At 43.2% G+C, this 26,159-nt stretch carries 21 protein-coding genes; 3 read left to right on the top strand and 18 right to left on the bottom strand.

The features are described from left to right. Nucleotides 1-350 precede the first annotated feature (350 nt). From ACFGVS_RS30825 to ACFGVS_RS30770, 12 genes are all read right to left on the bottom strand, one after another. Complete coding sequence (locus ACFGVS_RS30825; protein ID WP_439699276.1) at nucleotides 351-1,262, bottom strand: SDR family oxidoreductase; 912 nt, start codon at nucleotides 1,260-1,262, stop codon at nucleotides 351-353. Nucleotides 1,263-1,268: 6 nt separating this feature from the next. Next, the gene (locus tag ACFGVS_RS30820) at nucleotides 1,269-2,045 is read right to left on the bottom strand and encodes an enoyl-CoA hydratase/isomerase family protein (protein ID WP_274208792.1); all 777 of its coding nucleotides are present in this window, start codon (nucleotides 2,043-2,045) and stop codon (nucleotides 1,269-1,271) included. Nucleotides 2,046-2,053: 8 nt separating this feature from the next. Beyond that, the gene (locus ACFGVS_RS30815) at nucleotides 2,054-3,868 is read right to left on the bottom strand and encodes an AMP-dependent synthetase/ligase (protein ID WP_439696908.1); all 1,815 of its coding nucleotides are present in this window, start codon (nucleotides 3,866-3,868) and stop codon (nucleotides 2,054-2,056) included. A 31-nt stretch (nucleotides 3,869-3,899) separates the two neighbouring features. After that, nucleotides 3,900-5,075: an acetyl-CoA C-acyltransferase gene (locus ACFGVS_RS30810; RefSeq protein WP_439696907.1), complete on the bottom strand. Its 1,176-nt coding sequence runs from the start codon at nucleotides 5,073-5,075 to the stop codon at nucleotides 3,900-3,902. Between the two features lie 28 nt (nucleotides 5,076-5,103). Beyond that, entirely contained in the window at nucleotides 5,104-7,485 is a 2,382-nt protein-coding gene (locus ACFGVS_RS30805) for a 3-hydroxyacyl-CoA dehydrogenase NAD-binding domain-containing protein (protein WP_439696906.1), read from the bottom strand. A gap of 29 nt (nucleotides 7,486-7,514) precedes the next feature. Then, the gene (locus tag ACFGVS_RS30800) at nucleotides 7,515-7,967 is read right to left on the bottom strand and encodes a DUF2147 domain-containing protein (protein WP_439696905.1); all 453 of its coding nucleotides are present in this window, start codon (nucleotides 7,965-7,967) and stop codon (nucleotides 7,515-7,517) included. A 357-nt stretch (nucleotides 7,968-8,324) separates the two neighbouring features. After that, nucleotides 8,325-8,594: an acyl-CoA-binding protein gene (locus tag ACFGVS_RS30795; protein ID WP_439696904.1), complete on the bottom strand. Its 270-nt coding sequence runs from the start codon at nucleotides 8,592-8,594 to the stop codon at nucleotides 8,325-8,327. Between the two features lie 387 nt (nucleotides 8,595-8,981). Continuing rightward, nucleotides 8,982-9,431 carry an acyl-CoA thioesterase gene (locus ACFGVS_RS30790; protein ID WP_439696903.1) on the bottom strand — a complete coding sequence of 150 codons (450 nt, stop codon included), beginning with the start codon at nucleotides 9,429-9,431 and terminating at the stop codon, nucleotides 8,982-8,984. A gap of 12 nt (nucleotides 9,432-9,443) precedes the next feature. Next, the gene (locus ACFGVS_RS30785) at nucleotides 9,444-10,421 is read right to left on the bottom strand and encodes an electron transfer flavoprotein subunit alpha/FixB family protein (protein ID WP_439696902.1); all 978 of its coding nucleotides are present in this window, start codon (nucleotides 10,419-10,421) and stop codon (nucleotides 9,444-9,446) included. Between the two features lie 61 nt (nucleotides 10,422-10,482). Continuing rightward, a complete protein-coding gene (locus tag ACFGVS_RS30780) occupies nucleotides 10,483-11,220 on the bottom strand; it encodes an electron transfer flavoprotein subunit beta/FixA family protein (protein WP_439696901.1) in 738 nt (245 codons plus the stop codon). A 326-nt stretch (nucleotides 11,221-11,546) separates the two neighbouring features. After that, nucleotides 11,547-13,343 (bottom strand): acyl-CoA dehydrogenase family protein, encoded by a 1,797-nt coding sequence (locus tag ACFGVS_RS30775; RefSeq protein ID WP_090652475.1) that lies wholly within the window; start codon nucleotides 13,341-13,343, stop codon nucleotides 11,547-11,549. A gap of 411 nt (nucleotides 13,344-13,754) precedes the next feature. Beyond that, nucleotides 13,755-14,642 carry a helix-turn-helix domain-containing protein gene (locus tag ACFGVS_RS30770; RefSeq protein WP_090652476.1) on the bottom strand — a complete coding sequence of 296 codons (888 nt, stop codon included), beginning with the start codon at nucleotides 14,640-14,642 and terminating at the stop codon, nucleotides 13,755-13,757. Between the two features lie 234 nt (nucleotides 14,643-14,876). On the opposite strand from ACFGVS_RS30770, the gene ACFGVS_RS30765 reads away from it, so the two are divergent. Together ACFGVS_RS30765 and ACFGVS_RS30760 are read left to right on the top strand one after the other, a co-directional pair. Then, the gene (locus ACFGVS_RS30765; RefSeq protein ID WP_274208802.1) at nucleotides 14,877-16,100 is read left to right on the top strand and encodes an OmpP1/FadL family transporter; all 1,224 of its coding nucleotides are present in this window, start codon (nucleotides 14,877-14,879) and stop codon (nucleotides 16,098-16,100) included. Nucleotides 16,101-16,119: 19 nt separating this feature from the next. Continuing rightward, complete coding sequence (locus tag ACFGVS_RS30760; protein WP_439696900.1) at nucleotides 16,120-17,439, top strand: SGNH/GDSL hydrolase family protein; 1,320 nt, start codon at nucleotides 16,120-16,122, stop codon at nucleotides 17,437-17,439. Nucleotides 17,440-17,577: 138 nt separating this feature from the next. Here the strand turns inward: ACFGVS_RS30760 and ACFGVS_RS30755 are convergent, their stop codons facing one another. Continuing rightward, nucleotides 17,578-18,387, bottom strand: a complete 810-nt coding sequence (locus ACFGVS_RS30755) for a patatin-like phospholipase family protein (protein ID WP_439696899.1) — start codon at nucleotides 18,385-18,387, stop codon at nucleotides 17,578-17,580. A 217-nt stretch (nucleotides 18,388-18,604) separates the two neighbouring features. Beyond that, nucleotides 18,605-18,985, bottom strand: coding sequence for an RNA recognition motif domain-containing protein (locus ACFGVS_RS30750; RefSeq protein WP_274208805.1), 381 nt, complete (start codon nucleotides 18,983-18,985; stop codon nucleotides 18,605-18,607). Between the two features lie 172 nt (nucleotides 18,986-19,157). On the opposite strand from ACFGVS_RS30750, the gene ACFGVS_RS30745 reads away from it, so the two are divergent. Continuing rightward, a complete protein-coding gene (locus ACFGVS_RS30745) occupies nucleotides 19,158-21,833 on the top strand; it encodes a DUF7133 domain-containing protein (RefSeq protein WP_439696898.1) in 2,676 nt (891 codons plus the stop codon). Between the two features lie 355 nt (nucleotides 21,834-22,188). Here ACFGVS_RS30745 and ACFGVS_RS30740 read toward each other — a convergent pair whose 3' ends face one another. The 4 genes from ACFGVS_RS30740 to ACFGVS_RS30725 form a co-directional block, all read right to left on the bottom strand. Further along, nucleotides 22,189-23,148, bottom strand: a complete 960-nt coding sequence (locus ACFGVS_RS30740; protein ID WP_439696897.1) for a hypothetical protein — start codon at nucleotides 23,146-23,148, stop codon at nucleotides 22,189-22,191. A 3-nt stretch (nucleotides 23,149-23,151) separates the two neighbouring features. After that, a complete protein-coding gene (locus ACFGVS_RS30735) occupies nucleotides 23,152-24,372 on the bottom strand; it encodes an MBOAT family O-acyltransferase (protein ID WP_439696896.1) in 1,221 nt (406 codons plus the stop codon). A gap of 641 nt (nucleotides 24,373-25,013) precedes the next feature. Continuing rightward, entirely contained in the window at nucleotides 25,014-25,442 is a 429-nt protein-coding gene (locus ACFGVS_RS30730) for a helix-turn-helix domain-containing protein (RefSeq protein ID WP_177183913.1), read from the bottom strand. A 316-nt stretch (nucleotides 25,443-25,758) separates the two neighbouring features. Then, nucleotides 25,759-26,139, bottom strand: coding sequence for a response regulator (locus tag ACFGVS_RS30725; RefSeq protein WP_439696895.1), 381 nt, complete (start codon nucleotides 26,137-26,139; stop codon nucleotides 25,759-25,761). Nucleotides 26,140-26,159 lie beyond the last annotated feature (20 nt).

Genomic DNA, 26,159 nt, shown 5'->3' with positions numbered 1-26,159 from the left:
TGTTTGCCTGAAATTTAGTGGGGAGGCCCTGGTTTTTCAAGAACGCGCTATCATGTTACAGACATTATATATGCACGGGTGTGGCATCTCTTTTGAAATTAAGAAAAAACAGGATGCTCCTACGGAGCCAAAAACGAGATATTTTTTCGCTATAAACATGTAACTCGGCTGGAGTTGGAAGTGGTTGGTTTATGATTGACTCCGGAGGAGTCAGGTGTTTATAGCACAAGAAAATCCGAAAATCGGGCTCCGCAGGTGCCTCCTTTTGAAAGCGATTTCGTAAGAGGTGTGGCGCTGCCGGTTAAGCAAACCAGGCTTTGGCTTAAATTATTAGTGTTGCCGAAAGGTAACTATGCCGAGCGGGTAGACTTCTCAATATCGTCCCACATTTCGGCAGGTATCATTTCGAGTGCGCTGAACTGGCCGGCGCCTTGCAGCCATTCGCCGCCATCTATGGTAATTACCTCGCCATTGATATAAGCCGAAAAATCGGACACAAGGAAAGCGGCCAGGTTGGCCAGCTCCTGGTGCTCACCTACACGTTTAAGGGGTACCCGGTTTTTAAAATCAAATTTCTGAGCCATGTCCCCCGGGAGTAAACGTTCCCAGGCTCCTTTGGTTGGAAACGGACCGGGCGCAATGGCGTTTGTTCTGATGCCATGCCGGCCCCACTCAACGGCTAACGACCTGGTCATGGCCAGCACGCCACCCTTGGCACAGGCCGAGGGCACCACATAAGCCGAACCTGTAAAAGCATAGGTGGTAATAATATTCAGTATGTTACCCGGTATTTTTTCGCTGATCCAATATTTGCCCAAAGCCAATGAGCAATTGGCCGAGCCTTTTAACACGATATCGATGATGGCCGAGAACGCGTTTGCCGACAAGCGTTCGGTAGGCGAAATAAAATTACCCGCCGCGTTGTTCAGCAATACATCTACCCTGCCAAAAGTTGTAATGGCCTGTTGCAACATCTTTTCAACTTCGTCATACTTTCGTACATCGCAGGCTATTGGCAATACCTTGCCATGAGTTGCTGATTCCATTTCGGCAGCCGATTGCTGCAGTACATCCAGTTTGCGGCTGGTGATAACCAGGTTGGCGCCCAATTGCAAAAAATAAGTGCCCATAGCCTTACCCAAACCGGTGCCGCCTCCTGTTATGATGATGGTTTTACCTTTCAAAGCATCATCCCTTAACATACCACCGGCAATTGCGGGATTAGGGCTTTTAGAATTATCGGGAGTTGAAGGATCTGTCATCATCAATTAGTTTGCGGGTGCACTTTTTGCTTTTAAATTCTGGATCATCATTTGCAGGCCCTGCCTGGTTGCAGGTGCCCACCATTGCTCCAGCATCTTATTTAAAGTACGGGTTTGATCGGTCTTTAATTTACTTATCAACTGCTTACGCAAATTCAGCTTACTTTCACTCCAGGTAACGGGGTTCAGTTTCATATAAACAGTTATCTTCTTTATTGCAGCATTCATCAAGCTATCCGGTGCACTAATTTCATCAATCAAACCCGCTTCCAATGCTTCATCTACCTGGAGCAACTTGCCCTCCAGTAAATATTGATAGGCTTTGCGCCGGCCAAGCCAGAATGAATACAAATTAAAAACACTATCAGGAACAATAATGCCCACAGGAATTTCATTTAACCCGATGACAAATTTTCCTGCAGCCATTACCCGGTAGTCGCAGCAAATAGCTAATATGCAGCCTCCGGCCGGGCTATGACCGCTTATGGCAGCAACCATTGGCTTCCTGAAAGCTGTTAGCGTATTTTGCAACACTAAAAAGTCGATCCAAAATCCGCGGCTTTGTTCCTGATCGTAATCATAAGCCTCTATCAAATCAATACCGGATGAAAAAAAGCCTTCCTTACCGGTTAAAATCACGCCGCCCACATTGTCATCATTCTCGAGTTTGTGGATACAATCAGTCAGTTCTTTAACCATCTGATGATTGATAGGATTTGAACGCCCCCTGTCAAGTGTAATTACAACAAGTTTATCCTGTATGGTTGTTTGAAATGTGCTCATCTGCTAAATCAATTTACAAGGGTTGGGTTATCACTCACTTCGCTGAGATACATTTTATCTATCTGGGCTTTGTACTTTTCGGCTATCACCTTCCGTTTCATTTTCCCGGTTGGTGTAAGCTCGCCGCTATCTATCGACCATTCATCCGGAAGCAAGGTTATTTTTTTTACCTGTTCAACATGGTTAAACTCGGGATTGTATTTATTGATAATTGATTGGTACAGTTCAATCACCCTGGTATCTTTAATTAGTTCCCCGTTGGATGAAAACGAGATCTCGTGTTGCTTGCACCAGGGTTTTAAATGCGTATAAGAAGGTACAATCAATGCCGAAACAAATTTTCTCTCCGAGCCACACACCATCATCTGTTCAATAAAATAGTTTTCTTTCATTTTATTTTCGATGGGTAGCGGCGCAACATATTTGCCGCCGGATGTTTTAAAGATCTCTTTTTTGCGATCGGTTATCTTCAGGAAGGAATCCTTATCCAGTTCGCCAATATCGCCGGTGTGGAACCAGCCGTCTTCTATCACCTCAGCGGTAAGCTCCGGATTTTTATAATATCCGGCCATAACGTTAGGCCCTTTGCAAAGGATTTCGCCATCGGCTGCTATCCTGGCCTGCACACCGTCAAGCAAGGGGCCAACGGTCCCAAATTTTCTGCCGCTTTTTTCATACCGGTTAACAGCAATTACCGGCGAAGTCTCGGTAAGCCCGTAGCCTTCTAAAATAACGATATTGGCCGCAGTAAAAATCCGCTCCAGTTTAATAGGACAGGCCGAACTGCCAACCACTATCGCTTTTATATTTCCACCTATAGCATTACGCCACTTGCTGAATACCAGTTTATCGGCTATGGCAAGCTTAATTTTATACCACTCGCTGTTGCCATTAATCTCATATGCCTCGGCCAGTTTTACCGACCAAAAGAAGATCTTCCTTTTAATACCGGTTAGTTTCTGGCCCTCGACCATGATTTTTTCAAACACTTTTTCGAGCAAACGCGGAACAGCTGTAAAAAGAGAAGGCTTTACCTCTTTCAAATTTGCGCCAATGGTATCCATATTTTCGGCGTAGTAAATAGAAAAACCGTTGAAGAGATAAACATAGGTACACATCTTTTCGAAAATGTGGTTGAGTGGCAAAAAACTCAAAACACATTTTTCTTTCAATGGGATCCGGGCAAGCACTTCGCCGGATGCTGCCGCATTGCTCATGATATTTTTATGGGTAAGCATTACCCCTTTTGGGCGGCCGGTAGTACCGGACGTATAAATGATGGTCGCGATATCATTTTCGGTAATCTGATCACTGACTTGCCTTATTTTTTGCAGGTCATCTTCCTTTAAAGGTTTAAGTAATGTGCCCCAATGCATGCAGCCATCTATATCATCAAAAGTATAAATGCCTTTTAATGATGGTATATTTAAATATACCTCTTTAACCTTATCGCATAAATCTTTACTGCTTACAAATACGTATTTAACTTCGGCCTCATTTAATATCTGTTCAATATCTTTAGTGCCCGTATTAGGGTATAACGGAACCAGCACGGCACCTGTTTGCTGCACTGCCAGGTCGGTTATCACCCATTCGGGCCGGCCGTTGCTTATCAGCCCTATTTTATCGCGCCCTTCCGTGGTGCCATCACCAGCCGAAACGCCCAGATTCAATAAAGCAATGGACAATTGGTAAATTAAATCGTGCGCCTGTTTTGTGCTGTATGCCTTCCAGGCACCGTTCTCTTTTGCATTTAGAAAATTTGCCCCCGGCGCCTTGGCCTGGGTATCCATGCAATCAAATAGTCTTGTCGCGCGTTCCATATTGCAACAATATTTAAATAAAGGTTGCCCTTTACAGTAATTCAAATACACCCGCTGCGCCTTGCCCGGTGCCTACACACATGGTAACTATACCATATTTTTTTTCACGCCTTTTTAATTCATTAAAAAGCTGAACCGAAAGCTTGGCACCTGTACAACCAAGCGGATGGCCCAATGCTATGGCACCGCCATTTACATTAACGATGTCGGGATCAAGCTCCAGCCCTTTAATAATAGCTAATGACTGTGATGCAAATGCCTCATTCAATTCTATGAGGTCAATATCCTGCTGTTTCATCCCGGCCATTTTTAACACTTTGGGTATAGCTACCAATGGCCCTATCCCCATAATGCGCGGCGGTACACCCGCAACAGCATAATTAACCAGCCTTGCAATAGGTTTAAGATTATTGGCTTTTAAAAACCGTTCGCTCACCACCATTACAAAGGCTGCACCATCGCTTGTTTGCGATGAGTTGCCGGCTGTAACCATCCCTTTGGCATCAAATACGGGTTTTAGCTTGGCCAATGCATCAATGGATGTATCTGCACGCGGCCCTTCATCCACATCTACCTTAAACTCCCTTTTCTTTTTTTTCCCGCTTTCGTCAACATAGGTTTCCACAATATTTACCGGGGTTATTTCATCTTTAAATTTGCCCGATTTGATGGCATTGATAGCTTTTTGGTGGGAGTTATAAGCAAACTGATCCTGCTCTTCGCGGCTAACATGATATTCTTTTGCCACAGCTTCGGCTGTAAGGCCCATCCCCCAATAATAATCAGGATGCGCCAGGGCAACATCGGCATTTGGCACAATACGCCAGCCCCCCATCGGAATCAGGCTCATACTTTCTACACCGCCGGCAATAATACAATCGGCAATGCCGCTGTGTATCTTTGCCGAAGCTATCGCAATAGTTTCCAGGCCGGATGAGCAGTAGCGATTTACCGTCATGCCGGGTACTTTATCGGTATCCAATGCCATTAACGAGATGAGCCTGGCTACATTTAAGCCCTGCTCGGCTTCGGGGGTGGCATTGCCCACAATTACATCGTCAATCTGCTCCTTATCAACATTAGGCACCGATGCCATTAACTGCCTGATAACATCTGCGGCAAGCGTATCCGGCCGGGTAAACCTAAATCCACCCCGGGTAGCTTTTCCAACAGCGCTGCGGCTGGCTGCCACTATGTATGCGTTCATTTTATCGAGATTTTATACTTATTAAAACTTAGTTCCTTAACACTTTTCCGCCTGTTAAAATAGATTGGATCCGCTCAAGCGTTTTCTTTTCGGCGCAAAGCGAAATAAAGGCTTCGCGCTCCAGGTTCAGCAAATACTCTTCGCTTACTATCGAGGGTTGAGACAGATCACCTCCCGAAAGCACATAGGCCAGCTTCTGAGATATTTTTACGTCATGTTCGCTGATGTAGTTGCCGCTATACATCGTATTGGCACCCACATACCCAAGGCCGAGGGCCTGCTTGCCCAATACCCTGATATCGCTGCGCGGGATAGGCTGCACATATCCTTCATTTGCCATCTGCAGGCATTGCTGCTTTGCTTCGACAAGCAACCTGTCGCGCGATACCACTACCACATCCCTTCCCTTTTTAAGGTACCCGAATTCAAAAGCCTCATAAGCCGATGTGGATACTTTTGCCTGGCCAACGGTTAAAAACCTGTCGCGGAAATTATTCAGCTCAACATCGCCTTCCTGTAACTCGTCTGAAAGCCGGAGGGCAAATTCTTTTGTTCCACCGCCACCCGGTATCAAACCAACGCCAAATTCAACCAGGCCCATATACAATTCGGCATGGGCTACCACTTTGTCGGCATGCAAACACATTTCGCAGCCACCTCCTAAAGCCATCTGGTGAGGGGCTATCACAACCGGGATGGATGAGTAACGGATCCGCATCATGGTATTTTGGAAGGTTTTCACTACAATGTTCAGTTCATCAAACTCCTGTTCAACCGCCATCATAAATATCATACCTACATTTGCCCCGGCGCTAAAATTGGCTCCCTCGTTTGATATTACCAGGCCTTTATAGCTGGTTTCGGCAAGGGTAATGGCTTTGTTAATGCCTTCTATTACCTCGCCGCCTATGGTATTCATTTTAGTATGAAACTCCAGGTTCAATATACCATCGCCAATATCGGTAATGGTAGTTCCACTGTTTTTCCATACGGTATTTGTAGCGCGAATGGTATCCAGCAAAATAAGTCCTTCGGTTCCCGGAATTGTTTTATAATCCTTGGCCGGAATATCGTAATACAAGCGTTTACCGTTCTCAATTTTGTAGAAGCTTTTTGCACCGGCGGCAAGCATATCATATACCCATTGGGCAGGTTTATTGCCGGCTGCTTCCATGGCTTTTACGGTATCTTCAACACCCAGCGCGTCCCATTTTTCAAAAGGGCCCATTTCCCAGCCAAAGCCGGCCTTTGTGGCTGCATCTATTTTATAAAGCTCGTCGGCTATTTCGGGAATACGATTGCCGGCGTAAGCAAATAACTCGTAAAACGTTGCCCGGTAAAAATCACCGGCTTTATCTTTTGCAGCGATTAATATTTTCAGCCGGGCCGGAAGACTGTCAACTGCCTTAGTAGTTTCCAGCGAGGCGAATTTCACTTTTTGAGAAGGCTTATATTCCAGCGTTTTTAAATCGAGCGCGTAAAACTGGTTTACGCCGTCAACTTTTTCTTTTTTATAAAAACCCTGGCCTGTTTTACTGCCCAGCCAGTTGTTTTTCACCATGCCATCTACAAATGATGGCACCTTAAACAGTTCTCTTGCTTCATCATCCGGGGCGTTTTGATAAAGGCCGTTGGCAACGTGTACCATGGTATCTAAGCCCACCACATCATTAGTGCGGAAGGTTGCCGATTTAGGATGACCTATTACCGGCCCGGTTAGCTTGTCAACCTCTTCAACCGTCATGCCGGTTTTCTCTACATATTGCAATACGCTCATAATGCTGAACACCCCAATGCGGTTACCTATAAATGCCGGGGTATCTTTAGCCAAAACGGTGGTTTTGCCAAGGTACTTGCTGCCATAGTCCATCAAAAAGTTAACCACATCTGATGATGTTTCTTTTATGGGGATGATCTCCAATAATTTTAAATACCGGGGCGGGTTAAAAAAGTGGCTGCCGCAAAAATGCTTTTTGAAGTCATCGCTCCTACCTTCGGCCATCAAATGTATGGGGATGCCGGATGTGTTTGATGTGATGAGCGTGCCGGGTTTCCTGTATTTTTCTACCGTTTCAAATACCTGGCGTTTAATATCAAGGCGCTCAACAACTACCTCGATAACCCAATCGCAGTCGGCAATTTTGGGCATATCGTCGGTAAAATTCCCGGTAGTGATGCGTTTGGCAAATGATTTTAGGTAAATGGGCGATGGATTGGATTTTAAGGCAAAATCCAGCGCATCATTAACAATTTTATTCCTGGCTTTTTTATCGCCCGGCGGGGCATCTTTAGGTACAATATCAAGCAACAGCACCTGTACGCCGGTATTTGCGAAATGGCAAGCTATACGGCTGCCCATCACTCCCGACCCCAGTACTGCAACTTTTTTTATAATTCGTTTAGCATCCATCAGTAAAGCTTGTTTATTAAATTCTAAATTTATTCGGCCCGCGACCAGGTTGTAGTACGCCCAAACAGCGAAATGCCGATGTAGCCGCGGATATCTAAGGTTTTGCCCTTATAAGTTATTTTGCAGGAGTACGTTTTCCCATTTAGCGGATCGTAAATGGTACCGCCTGTATACTTGTCGTCGCCATCTTTTTCAAAATCGGCCAAAACAGGTAAGCCCAACCGGGGCCTTGTGCGCAATTTTTCGTCAACGTTCATTTCGTCGACTTTTGGTTTGCCGTTTTTAAGGGGTTCTTTAAGCCACACCACCTTGCCATAAAACTTACCATTGCTTTCTTTTGTGATCTGGATTTTAGCGCTTTTTACATCGTTATACCACATGCCCTCAATTCTGTCTGCCTGCGCTTTTACGCAAACGCTTACCAAGAGCAGACTTAGCAGGATTAGTGCAAAACGGATAGGTTGTTTTTTTGATACAGACATTGTTTCAGGTATTATTTTTACAAAAAAACCATCTCTTTTTTTGAGGCATATCCATGATTTTCAGATTTACAAATAGTAATCCCGGCATCGAAAGCCGTCTCTCAATAAGAAACAGGTAGAATTATAAAATGATTAAAATAATTTAGCCCCGTTAATTAACGGGATGGTTTATAATAACAAATATCAGCTTATGCTACGCTTAACAAAGGTTAAAACGACGGAAACATTTGTCAATATTTCGGAAATTAAAGTTAACCTCTTTTGTTCGATAATTGCGCTACTAAATAATATTAAGTCGGAAGTTCTAAGTCTGAAGTCCTAAGCCGAAAGTATTATTTTTGACTTAAGATTTCCAACTCAAGACTGTCCGCCTTTCAGGGTTGCTACCAAATCAATATATAGTTGCATTGCAACATCGCCTGCCATACCCTTCTGTTTTAGCCAGGCGTCATATTTTGCTTTGGCCACAAAATCAAACATACCCGGAGTATTTTGAGTATTAATATCGCCTTCTGTTGCCTGTTTGTATAGGCTATATAAGCTTAGTAGTGTTTCGTTATCTGGTTTCGATGGCAGTTGTTTGCTTTCGGCAACCGCTTTTTCAAAGGCATCTTTTAAATCAGTCATGGTAAAATTTGGATTTATGACATTTTGTGTTGGTTATTCTATTTCAATTAGCTTGTAAATAACGCTTCCTAAGGGCCATCGGCCCGAAACATATTGTAGCCCCGGGTTTCAACCCGGGGATGATTGGCCAAAAAACCACAAGAGTGCCGTAGGCACGGCCCATATTTTGGTTTAAATTCAGGTGCTTTCATTTTGTTTAGACGATATATACACATTGCTCATATGGATCGAGCCTACAGCTCTCTATCATTTTCTTTGCTTTTTTCCACGGGTTAAAACCCGTGGCTACAAAATTGGCCGAGGCCACGCCTCTGATTCGTGTTGAACAAGCCCAGATACATCGACATATATCTTTAGAAACTGATTATCGTCCAAATCGATGTTACTTTAATCACCAGCAGTATTACGTTCTTCAATATAATCACTACTCCGGGGTGCATTCATAAACATCTGGCTTAGTTCTGCGGGTAATATGGCAAGCCTGCGTTTTTCCATATCTATCCAGGCGCCTTCGGCATTTATTATAGCGGCTTTAACGCCATCGCCCCGGTATAACTCGTGCCTGATTGCCCAGCGGGAGCCGTCGGGCCGCGAGCTTATAAGTTCGCAGCTTACCCGGATCAGGTCATTAATCCCAATCTCGCGCAGGTAAATCAATTCTTCCCGGAACAGTACGGGCCCTATTTTATATTCGTAAAGTTTGGGGAGTTTTAAACCCAGGTTTTCCAGCATGGTTATACGTGCCTGTGCTGCAAAATCGGCATAAGCAGAATGCCGCATGTGCTGGTTTGAATCTATTTGCGACCATAGTACCTGGCCTTCATAAAAAAATTCCATAACCCTATTGTTTTATTTATGCTGTTGCTTAAACTTCCTGACGGCTGCCGTCAGCCTTGGTAAAATCTCCATGGCATCGCCTACAACACCGTAATTCGCTGCCTTAAAAAAAGGAGCCTCGGGATCTTTGTTAATCACTACAATGGTTTTTGAACCGTTAACGCCCGCCAGGTGTTGTATAGCGCCTGATATCCCTACTGCTATATATAAATTAGGGCGAACTGTACCGCCTGTTTGGCCAACATGCTCGTGATGTGGCCGCCAGTGCGAATCGGCCACCGGGCGCGAGCAGGCTGTGGCAGCACCCAGTTCTTTTGCCAGTTCTTCCAGTATTCCCCAGTTTTCGGGCCCTTTCATGCCGCGCCCGCCGGAGACAACCAGTTCGGCATCAGCAAGCGCCACCTCGCCGGTTACTTTATTTACAGCTTTCACTTTTACACCGAAATCTTCTTCGCCAAAGCTTACATCCAATTGCTCTACAACTGCCTTCCCTTCAATTTTGGCTGCCGGGAAAGTATTCGGCATCAGCATAATTACCTTTATATCGCTTAAAATATTCACATAGGCGAAAGCCTTGCCCGAGAATACGGCTTTTTTGATCACAAATCCTTTTTCGGTATCGGGATACGACAATGCACCCGCCACCAGGCCGGCCCCTAATTTCACGGCCACCCGCGGGGCAACCATCCTGCCACCGATATCATGAAGCGTTACAATTATTTTACTGCCTTCCTTTTGCGCTGCGGCTATCAATGCACTGGCATACGCCCGCGCATGCAGTTCGTCTAAACGGCTATCGGTAACATGCAAAACTTTTTGAGCACCATATTCGCCAAGACTTTCCATTTCGACAGCGGCAACGGAGCCTAAAACAAGGGCGGTTACCGTGGTACCCGTTTGCTTAGCTATGTGCGCGGCATATTGTAGCGCCTCAAAATTTTTCTTTTTAATGGTTCCCCCAGTATGTTCTATCAATACAATTACAGACATTTTTTTTAGTTTTTTGGTTTGAGAAATGCCCGGCACAAGTAGCGGGCAAAAAAATAAGCTATCAGATTACTTTGGCCTCGGTATGCAGCAATGCTACCAGTTCGTCCATATTATCGGGACTTAACAGTTTAATCCCGGCTTTGGCTGGTGGTAATTCATAAGCTAATATTTGGGTAAGCGGTGCTATTTTAGTGGGCACAATAACCTTTAACGGACGCGTACGCGCAGCCATTATACCACGCATATTGGGTATGCGGGCCTCGGCAACTCCTTTTTGGCAGGATATTACCACGGGTAAGTTACAGGCGTCAGTTTCCTCGCCGCCTTCTATTTCACGGGTTACCGTATTGCCTTCCACTTGTATCCCCGTTGCAAAACCAATGTAATTGATATCCAGCAATCCGGCCAGCATGGCGCCTGTAGTACCGTTATTGTAATCGATAGATTCTTTGCCGCATAAAATAAGATCATATCCGCCCCCGGCAGCATACTCTGCTATATAACCGGCGGTTTCATAAGAATCATTGCTATCGGCATCAATGCGGACGGCCTCATCTCCACCCAATGCCAGGGCTTTCCGGATCACCGGCTCGACATTGGCAGAACCAACAGTTACAAGGTGAACCTCAGTAGCTATACCGGTTTCTTTTAGTTCAATTGCCCGGATGAGGGCATACCATTCATCGTAAGGGTTAATTATGTAGGTAACACCATCGCTGCTGATGGCGGTACTGTTATTTTTTAATACAATTTTAGTACTGGTATCGGGTACCTGGCTTATACAAACTAATACTTTCATTATTAGATTTTTATTTTTTAGGTTGATGTTGTTTATAATGGGGAGCGGGCTGCCCGTGCGTGTTGGGATTTACACGAACATTCGGTTGAACGCTGGTTAAGACTCACCCCGGCTACGCTGCGCTGGCCGACCCTCTCTCCGGCTAAAGCCGCAAAGAGGGTGAAGCTCATTTTTTTTTATTTGCCCCCTCTATGCGCGAAGCGGAGAGAGGGGTGACAAGCGTAGCGATGTCGGGGTGAGTCGTCGCCGACATGCGATAGACGTCGTTCCTCCCTCAGAATCCCGGCCTCACGAAGTTTCTAACACTTCGTAAGGCTTTCCCCGGCTTAAAAACAATATTTATTTTCGGCTATCAGTTTTGCGGCAACGTTCCTGCGTGCCTGGGTGGTATTAAAATCTTCGGTTTTGGTGAAGCGCTTAAGTCCCATCAGCATCATTCTTCTTTCATCGCCTTCGGCAAACGAGTTTAATGCTTCCCGGCCGGCTTTTGCAAGATGTTCTGCAGCATCATTAATATATACGCGCATGATATCCAACTGTTCTTTACAAGCTTCTTCACCCCTTAAACCAACCAGCTTTTCTACCCGCAGTTGCAACGATTCGCTCACATAAAGCTCTATCAGCATATCGGCCAGGTTCATAAGCACTTCCTGCTCTTTACCCAATTGTGTCATCAGTTTTTGCACGGCGGCACCTGCTACCATTAATATGGCCTTTTTAAAATTGGCTATGTATTTCTTTTCTTTAGCAAACAGGCCGTCATCTTCGGCTGCACCAAAATCGGGGATGCTTACCAGTTCACCTGCTACTTTTTGGGCTGGCCCCATCAGGTCAAGTTCGCCCTTCATGGCGCGTTTAAGCATCATATCAACCGTTAACAAGCGATTAATTTCGTTAGTTCCCTCGAAGATCCGGTTAATCCTCGAATCGCGATACGCTCTGTCCATTGGTGCCTCGGCGCTGTATCCCATCCCGCCGTAAATCTGTACGCCCTCGTCGGTTACATAATCCAAAACTTCGGATGCATGAACTTTAAGGATTGCCGCTTCTATAGCATATTGCTCAGTTCCTTTTAATTTAGCTTTGGTTTCATCAAGCCCCGATGCCATTAGCATTTCGGTCGCTTCCTCCATGTTCTGACAGGCCCTGTAAACAGCCGATTCTGAAGCATAAGTGCGGATAGCCTGTTGGGCCAGTTTGTATCTTATGGCCCCGTACTTTGAAATCTGGCGGCCAAACTGTTCGCGTTCATTGGCGTAACGCACTGATGCAGTTATCACATCCTTGCTTGCCCCTACCGTACCACCGCCTAATTTGATACGGCCGAGATTTAATATATTAACAGCTATCTTGAATCCATTCTGACGTTCGGAAAGCAGGTTCTCAACCGGTACTTTGCAATCGTTAAAAAACACCTGGCGGGTCGAGCTCCCTTTAATACCCATTTTGTGTTCTTCGGTATTCAGCGAAAGCCCTTCAAAATCTTTTTCGACAATAAAGGCGCTCAGGTTTTCATCATCATCTATTTTGGCAAAAACGGTAAATACATCGGCGAAGCCCGCATTGGTGATCCACATTTTTTGACCTGTGATGAGATAATGTTTACCATCAGCAGACAGCTTCGCCTTTGTTTTGCCCGAGTTGGCATCTGAGCCTGCGGCTGGTTCGGTTAGGCAATAAGCGCCTTTCCACTCGCCGCTTGCCAGTTTAGGAACATATTTTTGTTTTTGCGCTTCGGTACCATAATACAGTATCGGCATGGTGCCAATACCTGTATGTGCCGAAAACGCTACTGAAAACGAATGCCCGGCCCCCAGTTTTTCGGTGACCAGCATTGATGTTTTAAAATCTTTACCAAAGCCGCCGTATTCTTCGGGTACCGATATGCCTAATAACCCAAGCGCGCCGGCCTCGTCCATTAAATGACGCATCAGTCCTTCCTCCTGCTCGTCAATACGCTGCAGGTTGGGTGTTACCTGCTGGGCAAGAAAATTGGTACATGTTTCGGCAATCATCAACTGCTCTTCATTCCATTCTTCGGGAATAAAAATGCTGTCTGCAGAAGTCTCCCGGATCAGAAACTCCCCTCCTTTTATGGCTTTCATTGGTTCAGTGGCATTCATAAATAAGTATTTAATGGTTGTGTTTTGTCCCGTTTTAAAATTTAGCGGATTATATTAATCACTATGTTATATCAGTAATTATCAGCATGTAACATGCGCCCCGGTTTAAAGGGCAGCAATTGGTTTTATAATCAGGAGTAAAATTAGCAGCGATGATAAACTAAAGAAAGGGCTGCAATGCGGAGATATTAGTCAAAAAGTCGGATTGGGGTTGATTGGGTGAGTGGTTGATTGGGTTGGATTGAGTTGATTAGGTTGGAATAGTTAAGAGACGATCAGAATTAAGCTACATTGCTGTTGAGTTGTTCTGAACCGGATCAAACAGATTTTCCTGAATTTGATTTGAATCAACCCAATAACTTAACCAACCACTCACCCAATCAACTCAATCCAACCCAATCAACCACCCACTCAATGCCCCGACACTGCCCTATAATCAGACGGCGACATGCCTGCATGTTTTTTGAAGTATTTGCCAAAGGAGGATTGATCGGGGAAATGGATATCCTCGGCTACACGGGCTATGCTTACATCGTGGTTTCTTAATAATACTTTGGCCTCCAGTATTACCGCGTCATCTATCCATTCGCCGGCGGTTCTGCCGGTAACTTCTTTAACGGTTTCTGTTAAATGTTTGGGGGATACATACAGTGCATCGGCATAATACTGCACATTACGATGTTCTTTATAGTGATGAAAAACCAGTTCCTGGAAAAGTACGTTCAGTTCCTGTTTCCGGGTTTGCTTGCCTTTTATGATGATGTGCTGCTTTTCGTAAATGGCCTGTATTTCATAAAGCAGGGTCATCAAAATACTCCTGGAAATTTCCACATTGTAGGGATGTCCCTCACGGTCTAATTTTTTTTGTATCAATAAGTAAATCTCCAGTATCATCCTGGCATCTGCTTTATCGGGATAAATTACCGGGATAGATGCACTTTTAAAATAACTGAACGACTCCAAAAAATGGCTGTTGACGCTATTTTCTGTTAAAAAGGCTTTGCTAAAAACAACAAAACGGCACAAAAAATCATCGCTGCTGTTATAAATTCGTAAAACATGAAAGGGGGTCGCCAAAAGCATGGCATCGGGCCTGGCATCATAAACCTGCAGATTAACTTCTACTTTGGCGGTACCCCTTGTACAAATACCTATAATATAACCATCCGAACGGTACGGATACTCGCTCAAACTCAATAGCTGTTTTTCGTCAACAACAAAAAAATCAGCACCGGCCAGCTTGTCGGCGTATAGATCGGCAAATTTTGATAAGCTTAATTGTCCAACCTTACTACTCATGTGTATATTTAATTATATTTATTTAATTCTTCTATTTTTCAAAAGCTCCCGAAACGCCGAAGGTTTTAAAGTATTTTTTGCCCATAAACTTAAATATAAGCGTTATCCCGACTTTTTGACTAATATCTCCGCATTATAGCCCTTTTTTTCTTTTCAATCCAAACTAATTTTATTCCCGATAGTTGCCAATTGTAATCCACATACAATTGCCTATTATAAACCAATTATATTTTTATGAGAAAAGTATTACTATTGATGCTTATTGTATCGCCGCTGATGGCTTTTTCCCAGGGTTTCCAGGTAAACCTGGAGGGACAAAAGCAAATAGGTATGGGCCATACCGGGGTGGGAACCTTACAGGATGGCGCTTCTGTATTTTTTAACCCGGGTGCAGTAGCCATGCTGCCAGAAAACTACATACAGGGCGGCATAAGCCCGTTATTTTTCAAATCTGATTTTAACCCGGCCGGCACATCAACGCAAAACAGAACCTCCAATAAGATTGCAACCCCGTTCGAGTTTTACGCGGTTTGGGGCCCCAAATCGTCTTTTTGGAAATTAGGGCTTGGTGTTTATACACCCTTTGGCGGTTTAACCGATTGGGGTAACACCTGGCAGGGCAAATACGTGCTGGAGAGCCTTAATTTGAAAGCTATTTATTTTCAGCCTACGCTAAGCATTAAACTGGCCGACTTCCTTAGTATTGGCGGCGGTTTTGTTTATAACCATGGCAGCGTTGACCTTACCCGCGCCATACCCCTGGCAAACAGCTCCGGCGAACCCGGCCAGGCCGAATTAAAAGGTAGCGGAAAAGGTTACGGATGGAATGCCGGCATCTACATTAAAACAGAATCGGGCATAACCGTCGGGATAACCCACCGTTCGCGGGTAAATACCACCATTTCCAGTGGTAATGCCATTTTTAAAGTACCTACCTCAATCCAAAGCAGTTTCCCGCAGCCAAATACATTTACTTCAACTATTCCATTACCGGCAACTAATTCTATCGGCTTCGGTTTTTACCCTTGCAGTAAATGGATACTGGCGCTTGATGTTAACCTGGTTAACTGGGATGCTTATAAAACATTATCGTTTGATTATAAAACCAATACAGCAGCTTTACAGGATACACACTCGGCCAGGAATTACCAGCAGGCTGTTAGCCTGCGCGGCGGTGCACAATACAAAGCTACCGATAAGCTTGCCCTGCGTTTTGGCGGAGGCTATGCCAGCACCGCTGTTGCAGACGGTTATGTAACACCCGAAGCGCCTGATGCTAACCGCGTTTATGGTACAATGGGCTTAGGTTATACATTGGCCAAACACCTTGATATAGATATCTCCTTTGAGTATGAACACCTGATGCAGCGTACCCAAACCAATATCGAATCGCAGCTATCGGGAACATTTAAAACAGATGTATACATTCCTGGTATCTCATTGGCTTATCACTGGTAATTCTTAAAGAAATTAATACATGAAAACACTTAAACAGCATATTTATATTATTGCAGGGTTACTTTTATTAGGCGCCTGCAAGCCCGAGATCCATACACCAAAACCGGTTGCCGGCTCGGCCGATTTCTCGAGGTACATATCGGTGGGCAATTCGCTTACAGCAGGCTATGCCGATGGTGGCTTATACCTTGCAGGGCAACAGGTATCCTACCCCAGCATTATTGGTAAACAAATGCAGGCTGTGGGTGGCGGAACGTTTACCCAGCCATTGTTTAGCACCGCGCAGGCAAACGGATCGGGCTATTTATCATTAACCGGGTTTAACGCCGACGGTACACCAATAACCACAGCGGTTACCTCAAACCTGGGTATCCGTGGCCAGGTAACTATTCCTGGTTTTGGCAATGTTATTTTATATACCAAATACTCGGGCGATATTAATAACTACGGTGTACCGGGTATTAAACTGTTGCACATCACCTATGCACCTTATGGCAACCTTAACGGATATTTTGAACGCCTGCTACCCGGAAACCCGCCAACAAACTCGACCACCTATCTTGATTTTGTTACGGCGAAACCATTTACCTTTTTCTCAAACTGGCTGGGTAACAATGATGCTTTAAGTTATGCAACATCGGGCGGTGCCGGAGATGTACTGACAGATAAGAATACCTTTGCTTATTTGTATAATGTATTGATAACTACCCTAACCTCCAAAGGCCAAAAAGGCGTAGTTGCCACTATACCCGATGTAACTTCGATACCCTATTTTAATACCATCACCGTATCGGCAATACTGGCCGGAGTTCAAAAAGCGAATCCCGCAGTGCAGGCCCTGTATATTAAAGCACTGGTTTCGGGTAGTACATATGCACCACGCGCGGCAACAGCCAGTGACCTTATTGTACTCACCTTCCCTACAAGTAAAATTGGCCAACCGGTTGCAACGCCTTTTGGCAACCTGCCTTATGGCTTAACCCCTTATACGCCCATAGACAACCAATATGTGCTTGATGAAAAAGAAATTGCCCTTACCGAAGACTATGTTACATCATACAACAATACAATAAAAACGATAGCCGCAGCAAAAGGCCTGGCTATTTTTGACGCCTACACTTTTTTGCGGAATATAAAACAGAACGGACTGGTTGTAGATGGCGTAAGTGTTAATTCCAATTATATAAGCGGTGGCCTGTTTTCGCTGGACGGGGTACACCTTACACCACGCGGTTACGCTATAGTAGCCGATGAATTTATCAAAGCCATTAATGACAAATACAATTCGTCTATCCCGCGGGTAAACATATCTGATTATAACGGGGTGAAATTCCCTTGATACAGTTGGCGGTTTTCGGTCGGCAGTACGCAATTTACAGTTTGCCAGCTGGGGAACATCTAATAGGCGTTCGATAAACCACCATTACTTATGCAAAAACAGGATAAGCTACTCATATACGGGTAGCTTATCCTGTTTTTACTTTTTTTGTCCCAGGATTAACTCTTTCAATTTTTCGTTGCCATTAATAGCTTTTAATCCTTCTTCGTAGCCTATCATATAAATTTCGTCCATCGCATCAGTGTCAAAAATACCGTAGCCACCTAAATTATGTGGTTCAATAACTATATCGCACAGCATTTTCCGCGCACTGAGGCTTGAATTGATGGTTATCATAGCGGCCCTATCAACCAGGTTGCCGAATGACTTAATGCTGCTAACCACCGGTAAATGATTACAGGACGAGCCAATGATCAGGTCGCAATTGCCCACCAATGGCTCAACCGGAAAGTTATTGAGTATCCCTCCATCTACATACATATGGTTGTTAATTGTAATAGGCGCAAAAATACCCGGCAGGCAGCACGACGCCAAAATTGCCGTATCCAGCTCGCCATCGGTAAAATAAACCAATTTTGCTTCACCCAGATCGACGGCCGAGATTGTAACATGGGTTTTGAGATTTTGAAAAGAATTATGCGGAATAAATTTAGATATCAAAAAACGGGCCTTTAAAATCGAAATTAAACCATGACTGCCAAAAGCAGGGCGCAGCAATTTAAGCAGGCTATTTTCTTTTAACATGCGTAATATTTCTTGCGGGGCATATCCCTCGGCAAAAAAAGCTGCGGCTATTGCCCCGGCGCTTGTGCCGGATATATGCGAGAATTTAATGCCTTGATCGGTAAGCGCTTGTAACACCCCTAAGTGAGATACACCTCTTACGCCGCCACCTGAAAGTGCCAATCCAATTTTTTTTTCCTTATACTGATCGATACGTGGATCCATTATATTTTTTTTACGTGCCTTCATCAGTGCCAAAGGTATCTGAGGGCCCCAATTCGCATTTTACTTTAATTCAAATAAGGTTAAAAAATTCGTCAAATCATATTTTAATATGTTTTAAACTGACCGGCAAAATACTATGCACGATAACAAAACCGTCTAAAACGGAATTTTGAACATATTAAGGATTATGTAGCTTTGGGAAAAATGTTATCATCGGTTAGCGCCTGGGCCGTTTAGCCCGTTGAGTTTTTGAACCCTGATCGGGTTTCCTGGAAAACGGCCTTGCGGGTTCTTGTTTTTGTGACGTTTCGTTCCCGGTGAGTCTTACACTTATCGTCCGGCCGTCAATAACGATACCGTCCAGCGCTTCAATTGCTCTTTTTGCACCAGCGGGATCAAGCACTGTTACAAATCCAAAACATCTACTTTCATTCGTATCCTGGTCACGGACAATTGTGAGCGTTCCTACTGTGCAATAAGTTGTAAAGAGTTCTAATAAGCTGATCTCGTCCATTTCGCGTGAAAAGCCTACCACAAATAATTTAGCCATAGGGTTAAAGATAATCGATAAAATGTTAAAGTAGCGCGGCTTTTGCATATTTATTTAGGAGGTTACTGTTACCCCCCATGTAGCACCACCTGGCCGTTCCGGCTTAGGAAATTTGGATAAGCCACACAAAACAAATTAAAAATAATTATAACTATTCTTCAACTAAACACATAGCTTTATCTTTTGAATAACCTGCTTATTTCAAATCATTTATAAACCTATGTTAAAAGTTTCCTTCAGTTTTTTATTTGTTTTTGCTTTTTTAGCTATGTCCGGCTACTTAACCGGTACCATTTTTCAACAAGAACAAGGGCGGCCTAAGCCTGCGTTGCCTCATCAAAAAACGGCTGCCGGTGGCCCGCAACCGGATTCTTTACATTGGCCGGCCGGTTTAACCGTGAACACATTTGCTGGGCCCGACCTTACGCCAAGTCCTGCCTGTATCGCGACGGCGCCTACCGGCGAGGTATTTGTTGGTATAGATATGATTGGCTCATTAGGTAAAACCCCCGGCAAAGGAAAAATTTTGAGGCTGGTTGATAGCGATAACGACGGCAAGCCGGATAAGCATACCGATTTTGCCGAAGTGGACGATCCGCGGGGGATACTGGTAATGGGCGACCAGGTTTTTGTTATGCATACCGTTTTTAGTAAAGAAACAGGTAAAGCAACCGGAATGAACCTGGAAGTTTTTGAAGATAAAGACCGGGATGGCATTGCCGATGGGCCACCCAAACCGCTTATTGAGCATATAAGCAATGCGCACATGCTGGCCGAACGGGGTACAGACCATGCCACCAACGGTATCCGGATGGGTATTGACGGATGGATTTATATTGCTGTAGGCGACTTTGGCTTTCATGATGCCATTGACCGCAGCGGCAAAAAACTGACAATGCTGGGCGGTGGTATTGTACGGGTACGGCCAGATGGAACCGAGATGGAAATTTACACGCACGGAACCCGTAACATTTATGACGTGGCCATTGACCCTTATATGAATATTTTTACAAGGGATAATACCAACGATGGCGGCGGGTGGAACATCCGCTTTTCTCACCATATTCAATCGGCCGAGTATGGCTACCCTGTATTATTTCAGCATTTTACCGATGAGATATTGCCAGCCCTTGTTGATTTGGGTGGAGGATCGGGTACCGGTTCTTTATTTATGGACGAACCAACCTGGCCGGAAAAATACAATCATGTGCCCATGACCGCCGACTGGGGGCGAAGTGAATTGTATATCAACCGGCTAACAGCCGATGGTGCCAGTTTTCAGCAAAAAGAAGAGGAATTTATATCGTTGCCGCAAATTACAGACCTGGATGTAGATGGTTCGGGGCGGCTCTATCTTTCGGCATGGGATGGTGCAGGTTACTCGGGCGATCCGGCCAAAGGTTACGTGGTAAGGGCGATACCCAATAATTGGAGCTACAAAGCTTTTCCCGACCTTAAAGCTGCTTCAACAAGCGAGTTGGCCGCTTACCTGAAATCGGCAAGTGCGGTTACAAGGCTAAATGCCTCCCAGGAATTAATTACCCGGCCTGCTGACGAGGCCGGGAGGCTCTCGCTGGCTATTGCTACTGATGCTACCCTGCCATTATATGCCCGTGTAGCAGGTTTGTTCACGTATGCCCAGGCAACCCGTGAAAAAGGGGTGTCAGCATTGGTACAATTATCGGGCGATAGCGGATTAAAGGAATTTGCCTTAAGGGCAATGGCCGACAGGAAACGGAGCATAAAACCAATACCTTTGGAGCCCTTTTTAGCCGGCCTGAAAGATCCTTCTGAACGCGTAAGGGCAGCGGCTATTGTAGGATTGGGCCGACTTGACAACCTGGTAGCAGCACAGCCATTGTTAGCTACGCCTGTTCCTGCAAGTTTTGTGGCACCCGGCAAGAATGAGGAAGGCCCACATGCCAAACCTAATTCTGCAATTATTCCGGCGCATTTAACAGTAAGGGCGCTTGTTAATTTAAACGCGGTTGATGATTGTGTTAAGGCTGTTGGTACCGCACATGCCACCCTGGCGCTATGGGCTTTAAGGTATATGTATGATACCAAAGCGGTTGATGGTTTAATAGCGTCGTACTCAACAGTTAAGGATGAAAAAACAAAAAAGCAAATACTGGTAACCCTTTCACGCCTGTACAAAAAAGAAGCTGATTATGATGCTTCCTGGTGGTGGGGCACAAGACCGGATTCGCACGGGCCAATTTATAAGGGTGTAAGCTGGGATGGCTCAACCCGGATCGAGCGGTTTTTAAAAACTGAATGGACAAAATCGGGCCCGAAAGGAAAACAGTTTTTTGCAGATTTAAACGCCCGCCATCAAATGGGGATTGCGGCGTTTGGCGGCGAAGAAAAAAGTGTAGCCACGAAAGAAGTAAAGGTAGACCTTGCAAAAATCGTTAACAAGAAAGGTCAGATTGGGAAATCCTCTATCGAGGATATTATGCTGATGCTTGCCAAAATAAAGGGCGACCCTTTTAAGGGAAAGGTTCTTTTTGCCCGCCAGGGCTGTATAGCATGCCACAGTTTAACCAGGGCCGAAAAGCCGAAGGGTCCGTTCATGGGGCAGATAGGCTCTATCATGACACGGCAACAAATTGCAGAATCGGTTCTTAAACCGAATGCATCCATCTCACAGGGTTTTGCTACAGTCATGATATCTGCAAAAGGAAACAAAAGCTATATGGGTTTCATTACCGAAGAATCGGCCCGGAAAATCGTGATGAGGAATATTGCGGGTGAAGTTTTTACAATTAACACTGCCGACATTTTGAGCCGAAAAGAATTGAAAACATCCATGATGCCAACCGGTTTGGCCAATGCTTTATCTTATGATGAGTTTGCATCCCTCGTCACTTTTCTTTCACAACAAAAAAACTAAGCCTGTTGCCAACAAGTGCCAGGGTGATTGTTCGACATGTGATTGGTGTTATTACAACCCTTTTAACGCAAAAAAGCCGCTCATGTTTATGAGCGGCTTTCGGGTGGACCATAGTAGAAATTTCAACCAGGTTTATATATGGTTATCACGTTATATGAGGGACAAACAAAATTAAATGTCACATTAAATAAAAACAATAATCATAAAATTGCTCATCAGTACTGCTTAAGAGGCTCCTAAATTTGATTTAGAGTTATGTATCGTGTAAGAAATCATTGCCGTTAACTTCGGTCAACGGAATAACAATTAAGAACGGAAATATTTGGATGGTACGGTGTATCATTCAGCACCAAACTCATCTTAACACACCGGCAGAAGCATTAACCGCCAGCGCGTTAGCCATAATGGAATTGCTACCGGAAACCAGGATACCTGCTTCAATTTGTTTGTTAACGTAATTTGAAAACCTGAAAGCCCCTTTTAAATTTAAATGGCCGGGATCGGCAAATTCATCATCCCGTAACGGAAAATTATTAAAATCGATAAGTTTAACGTCGCTAAAATATCTATTTTTAATATCCAGATAAATTTTTTCATTGTGCCGGTATTCGTAATATTTGTATTGTGGGCTCCTAACCAAAAACAATTTTTTCTTTCGTTGTTTACAATAATCAATAATTTTCCTCAGGTATATCAGGTTAATATATGACAACCTTGATTTCAAAAAGCGGGCTTTATCTAATTCATGGGTCAAGCTATCGCCCTTGCTTAATGTTTGGGACCGGTCCAATTTCAAATACCCTCCCATCCTATCTGCAAAATTATAATTAAAAGTTATTGCTTTGAACAAGTTTTGCCTGGCGGATATAGATATACAATTGAAAAAAACTCCACGATCATGTTTAAATAAAACTTTGATATCTGAGGCATCCATAAATGATGAGTATAACGGGAACATATTAGACATGTATTTATAATCCCAGGTCCAGCCGTTCATTTTTTCATCAATCTGATTGTTTGAAAACTCAATCAATACCGTTTCAATTTGGGGATTTTGAGTTATTACTTTTTTAACTTTTTGATAGGTATAAAAATAGGGCTCTGCCGAGTGCGACAGGTTTTTTAAACCGGTTATCAAAGAATCATTAAAAGCGCATTCGGGATGCGAATGGCCAAACAATACAATTTTATTTTTTTTATTAATCTTAAAATCCGAAAATCTATTGACCAGGCAGGCTGGTATAGCAACTATACCACATAACAGCGTTAAACTGGTAAAAATAAAAAGCAAAGTATTTTTCAGAAAAAGCTTCATTGCTTAAAATTGAAAGTAAATAAATTGTTGTTCTTTGCCGGTAAAAAGGAAAATCAAAAAGACTAAAAGGTAGTAAAAAGCCATCCTGTAGGAGCGTTTTTGCAATTTAGGCAATGCCGAAATTGCGTAGGGATTTTCGCGGCCGAGCCATTCAACTACCAGGAACAGTATTACCAGCAAAATGGTTTCAAATAACTGGCTTCGGTTAACATCAAGATTGAAGCCCGAAAACAGAGAGGCAGAAAATATTTTTGAAATATAGCTTAGTGCATGTGTTACGCTATTTGCTCTAAAAAATATCCAGGCAAATACCACCATCATGAAAGTTAAAACGATATGAGCTAACTCTGCAACGGTGGGTAAAAGTTTACCTTTGGCCACAATTTCCAGGTTATTTCTGTTTGTTTTTAAGATGATTGAGGGCATTATGAATAAAGCATTTAAAAAGCCCCAAACAATAAATGTCCAATTGGCGCCGTGCCAAAAACCACTTATTAAAAAAATGATAAAGGTATTCCTTATTTTCATCCAGGTGCCTCCCTTACTACCGCCCAAAGGCACGTACAAATAATCGCGAAACCAGGTTGACAGTGAGATATGCCATCTTCTCCAAAACTCCGCTACGTCTCTTGAAAAATACGGGAAGGCAAAATTCCTTAGCAGTTCAATCCCTAACAATCTTGCTACGCCGAGGGCTATATCTGAGTAACCGGAGAAATCGCAATAAATTTGGAATGAAAAAAACAAAGCGCCCAATACCAAGGTACTACCGGTATAAGCGGAGGAATTTGCAAAAATCATATTTGCATACTCTGCGCACTGATCTGCTATAACTATTTTTTTAAATAAACCCCATAATATCTGGCGTAAGCCATCCGCCGCTTTGTAATAATCAAATGAACGTTTTGTTTTTATTTGCGGCAGCAAATGTGTTGCCCTTTCAATGGGCCCGGCCACCAACAGCGGAAAGAAACTGACGAATAGCGAATAGTCAACAAAGTTTCTTTCGGCCTGTATCCTATTTTTATAAATATCTATTACATAGGATAATCCATGGAAGGTATAAAAAGAGATACCAACCGGTAAAATTACCTTTAAAGTCCAGGGGCTTACGTGCAAGCCAATGTTTGCAGAAAACTGTGCAAATGACGAAGCAAAAAAATTATAGTATTTAAAAACACACAGAAAGCCCAGGTTTATTATTACACTAAGCCAGAACCACATTTTTTTTCTTCTGTTACTATCAGAACCCGCCATTTTAAGCCCGGTAAAATAGTCTAATAGGGTTGAAAAGATTAATAGGAAGAGAAAACGCCAATCCCAGCAGGCATAAAAAAAGTAACTGGCAAAAAGCAGTAACAAGTTTTGCGTTCTTAAACTTTTGTTAAATAATAACCAATAGAGGCCAAATACAACGGGTAAAAAAATTGCAAAGCCAATGGAGTTAAAAAGCATAAAACAAGAATTGATATTTTAGATGATAAGGAATTGTAAAACTCAATTAAACGTGTGCTCAAGATTGAAAAGCAGGTTTAACAAGCCCCTGAATTTTTGATTGAGGCTTTGGCTTAAGTAGTTAAAGTAACCGGCAATATTAAATTACTCCAGATGAAAAATTCAATTGGATAGCGATAATACCATGTATTGCTATTGCTGATTTGCCGGTTTACTAATTGCTTGGTTTTTATTGCATTTGGCCTTCTTAACGCTTAAATCCCTAAACGCATCCTTTTTGTTCGTAAATAACGTCACGAACAAAAATTCAATAAAGCCGCACATACTTAATAGTTTTTAAGTATGTGCCCAAAAATGCTTCTTTTATTAAAGAGTAGTTTTTTATTTATAATAACGAGCTGATTGAATATTCAATTTTTACCTTCGTGGCTCAACACCTCGTTAAATTTTTCAAGCAGCTTAATATATTTATCCATCCAATAATAGGTGGCATCGCGTGGTTGCTCTTTACCTACCAGGCGCTCAAAACCACTATCTGCATTTACAGAATTGATTTTCCTGGCAAAGGCATCTGGAAACTCCTTTGAAAAATCGTGGTCTATCACAAAACCAATCTGGCAGATAACATCCAAACTTAATTTTTTTGTTTCAAACCAATTATATAATGTACGACGACTAACATTTAGTTTGCGCGCAATTTCACTAATTCCCATATGATCTCTCCTCACAATACGTTCAACTATTTGTCCATAGTGCAAATCATTGCACACCGTTGCCTCGATTGTGGTGCCACCATTATCGAAATAGTCATTTACCGAGTAATCTTTAGTGCTGATCATAAAATACATCGTTTAGGTGAAAATTATATTATAAGAATTTTGTACATCAAATAAAATTTGTTGAACATGAATAACAGCACCAGGGGCGAGTGCTAATTGATTTTTTTAATAATAATTTAGGCGTTCAATTGAAAATATTGGTTGGTCTTTACAATTGATTTTTTTTATTAAATTTAGAGACATTAGAACAATAAACCAACCTTTTAAAGTCCAATTAATAACTACAAAAGGTCTGGAAAAGAGATATTTAACTTTAAATTACAGCCAATTACATAAAATTTCATAATAAGCAAATATCGTTATTCCGTAGCTGAAATCATTCAATTTTTATGCCAAATCCGGAGAAACGGGTTGTTATAAAACTTATTAAATCACGATCATTGCCGGCCTGGAAGGTGCAGTTTTTTACATTAATTATTTTAAAATGATGCTCAGCATCACCTGATTTTGCCGTAAATTGAATAAATGGAATTTTGTTTGTGTACAAATAGCTAAACATTGTTTTGTAAACATCAAACCCATTCATACCTGGCATAATAATTTCGCATATAACCAAATCAGGCAAATACTCTTCCAGGTAACCAATCGCACTAAAACCGTCACTGGCCTCTAAAATTGTATATCCTTCAACCGAAAGAAGATCAGCGATATTTTTTCTGGTCACATCATTATCCTCAATGAGCAAAATATTGTTCATAAACAACCTGGTTTTGATAA

The organism is Mucilaginibacter sediminis, assembly GCF_051903035.1.
GTDB lineage: Bacteria > Bacteroidota > Bacteroidia > Sphingobacteriales > Sphingobacteriaceae > Mucilaginibacter.
This window is presented reverse-complemented; position numbering and strand designations above follow the sequence as displayed.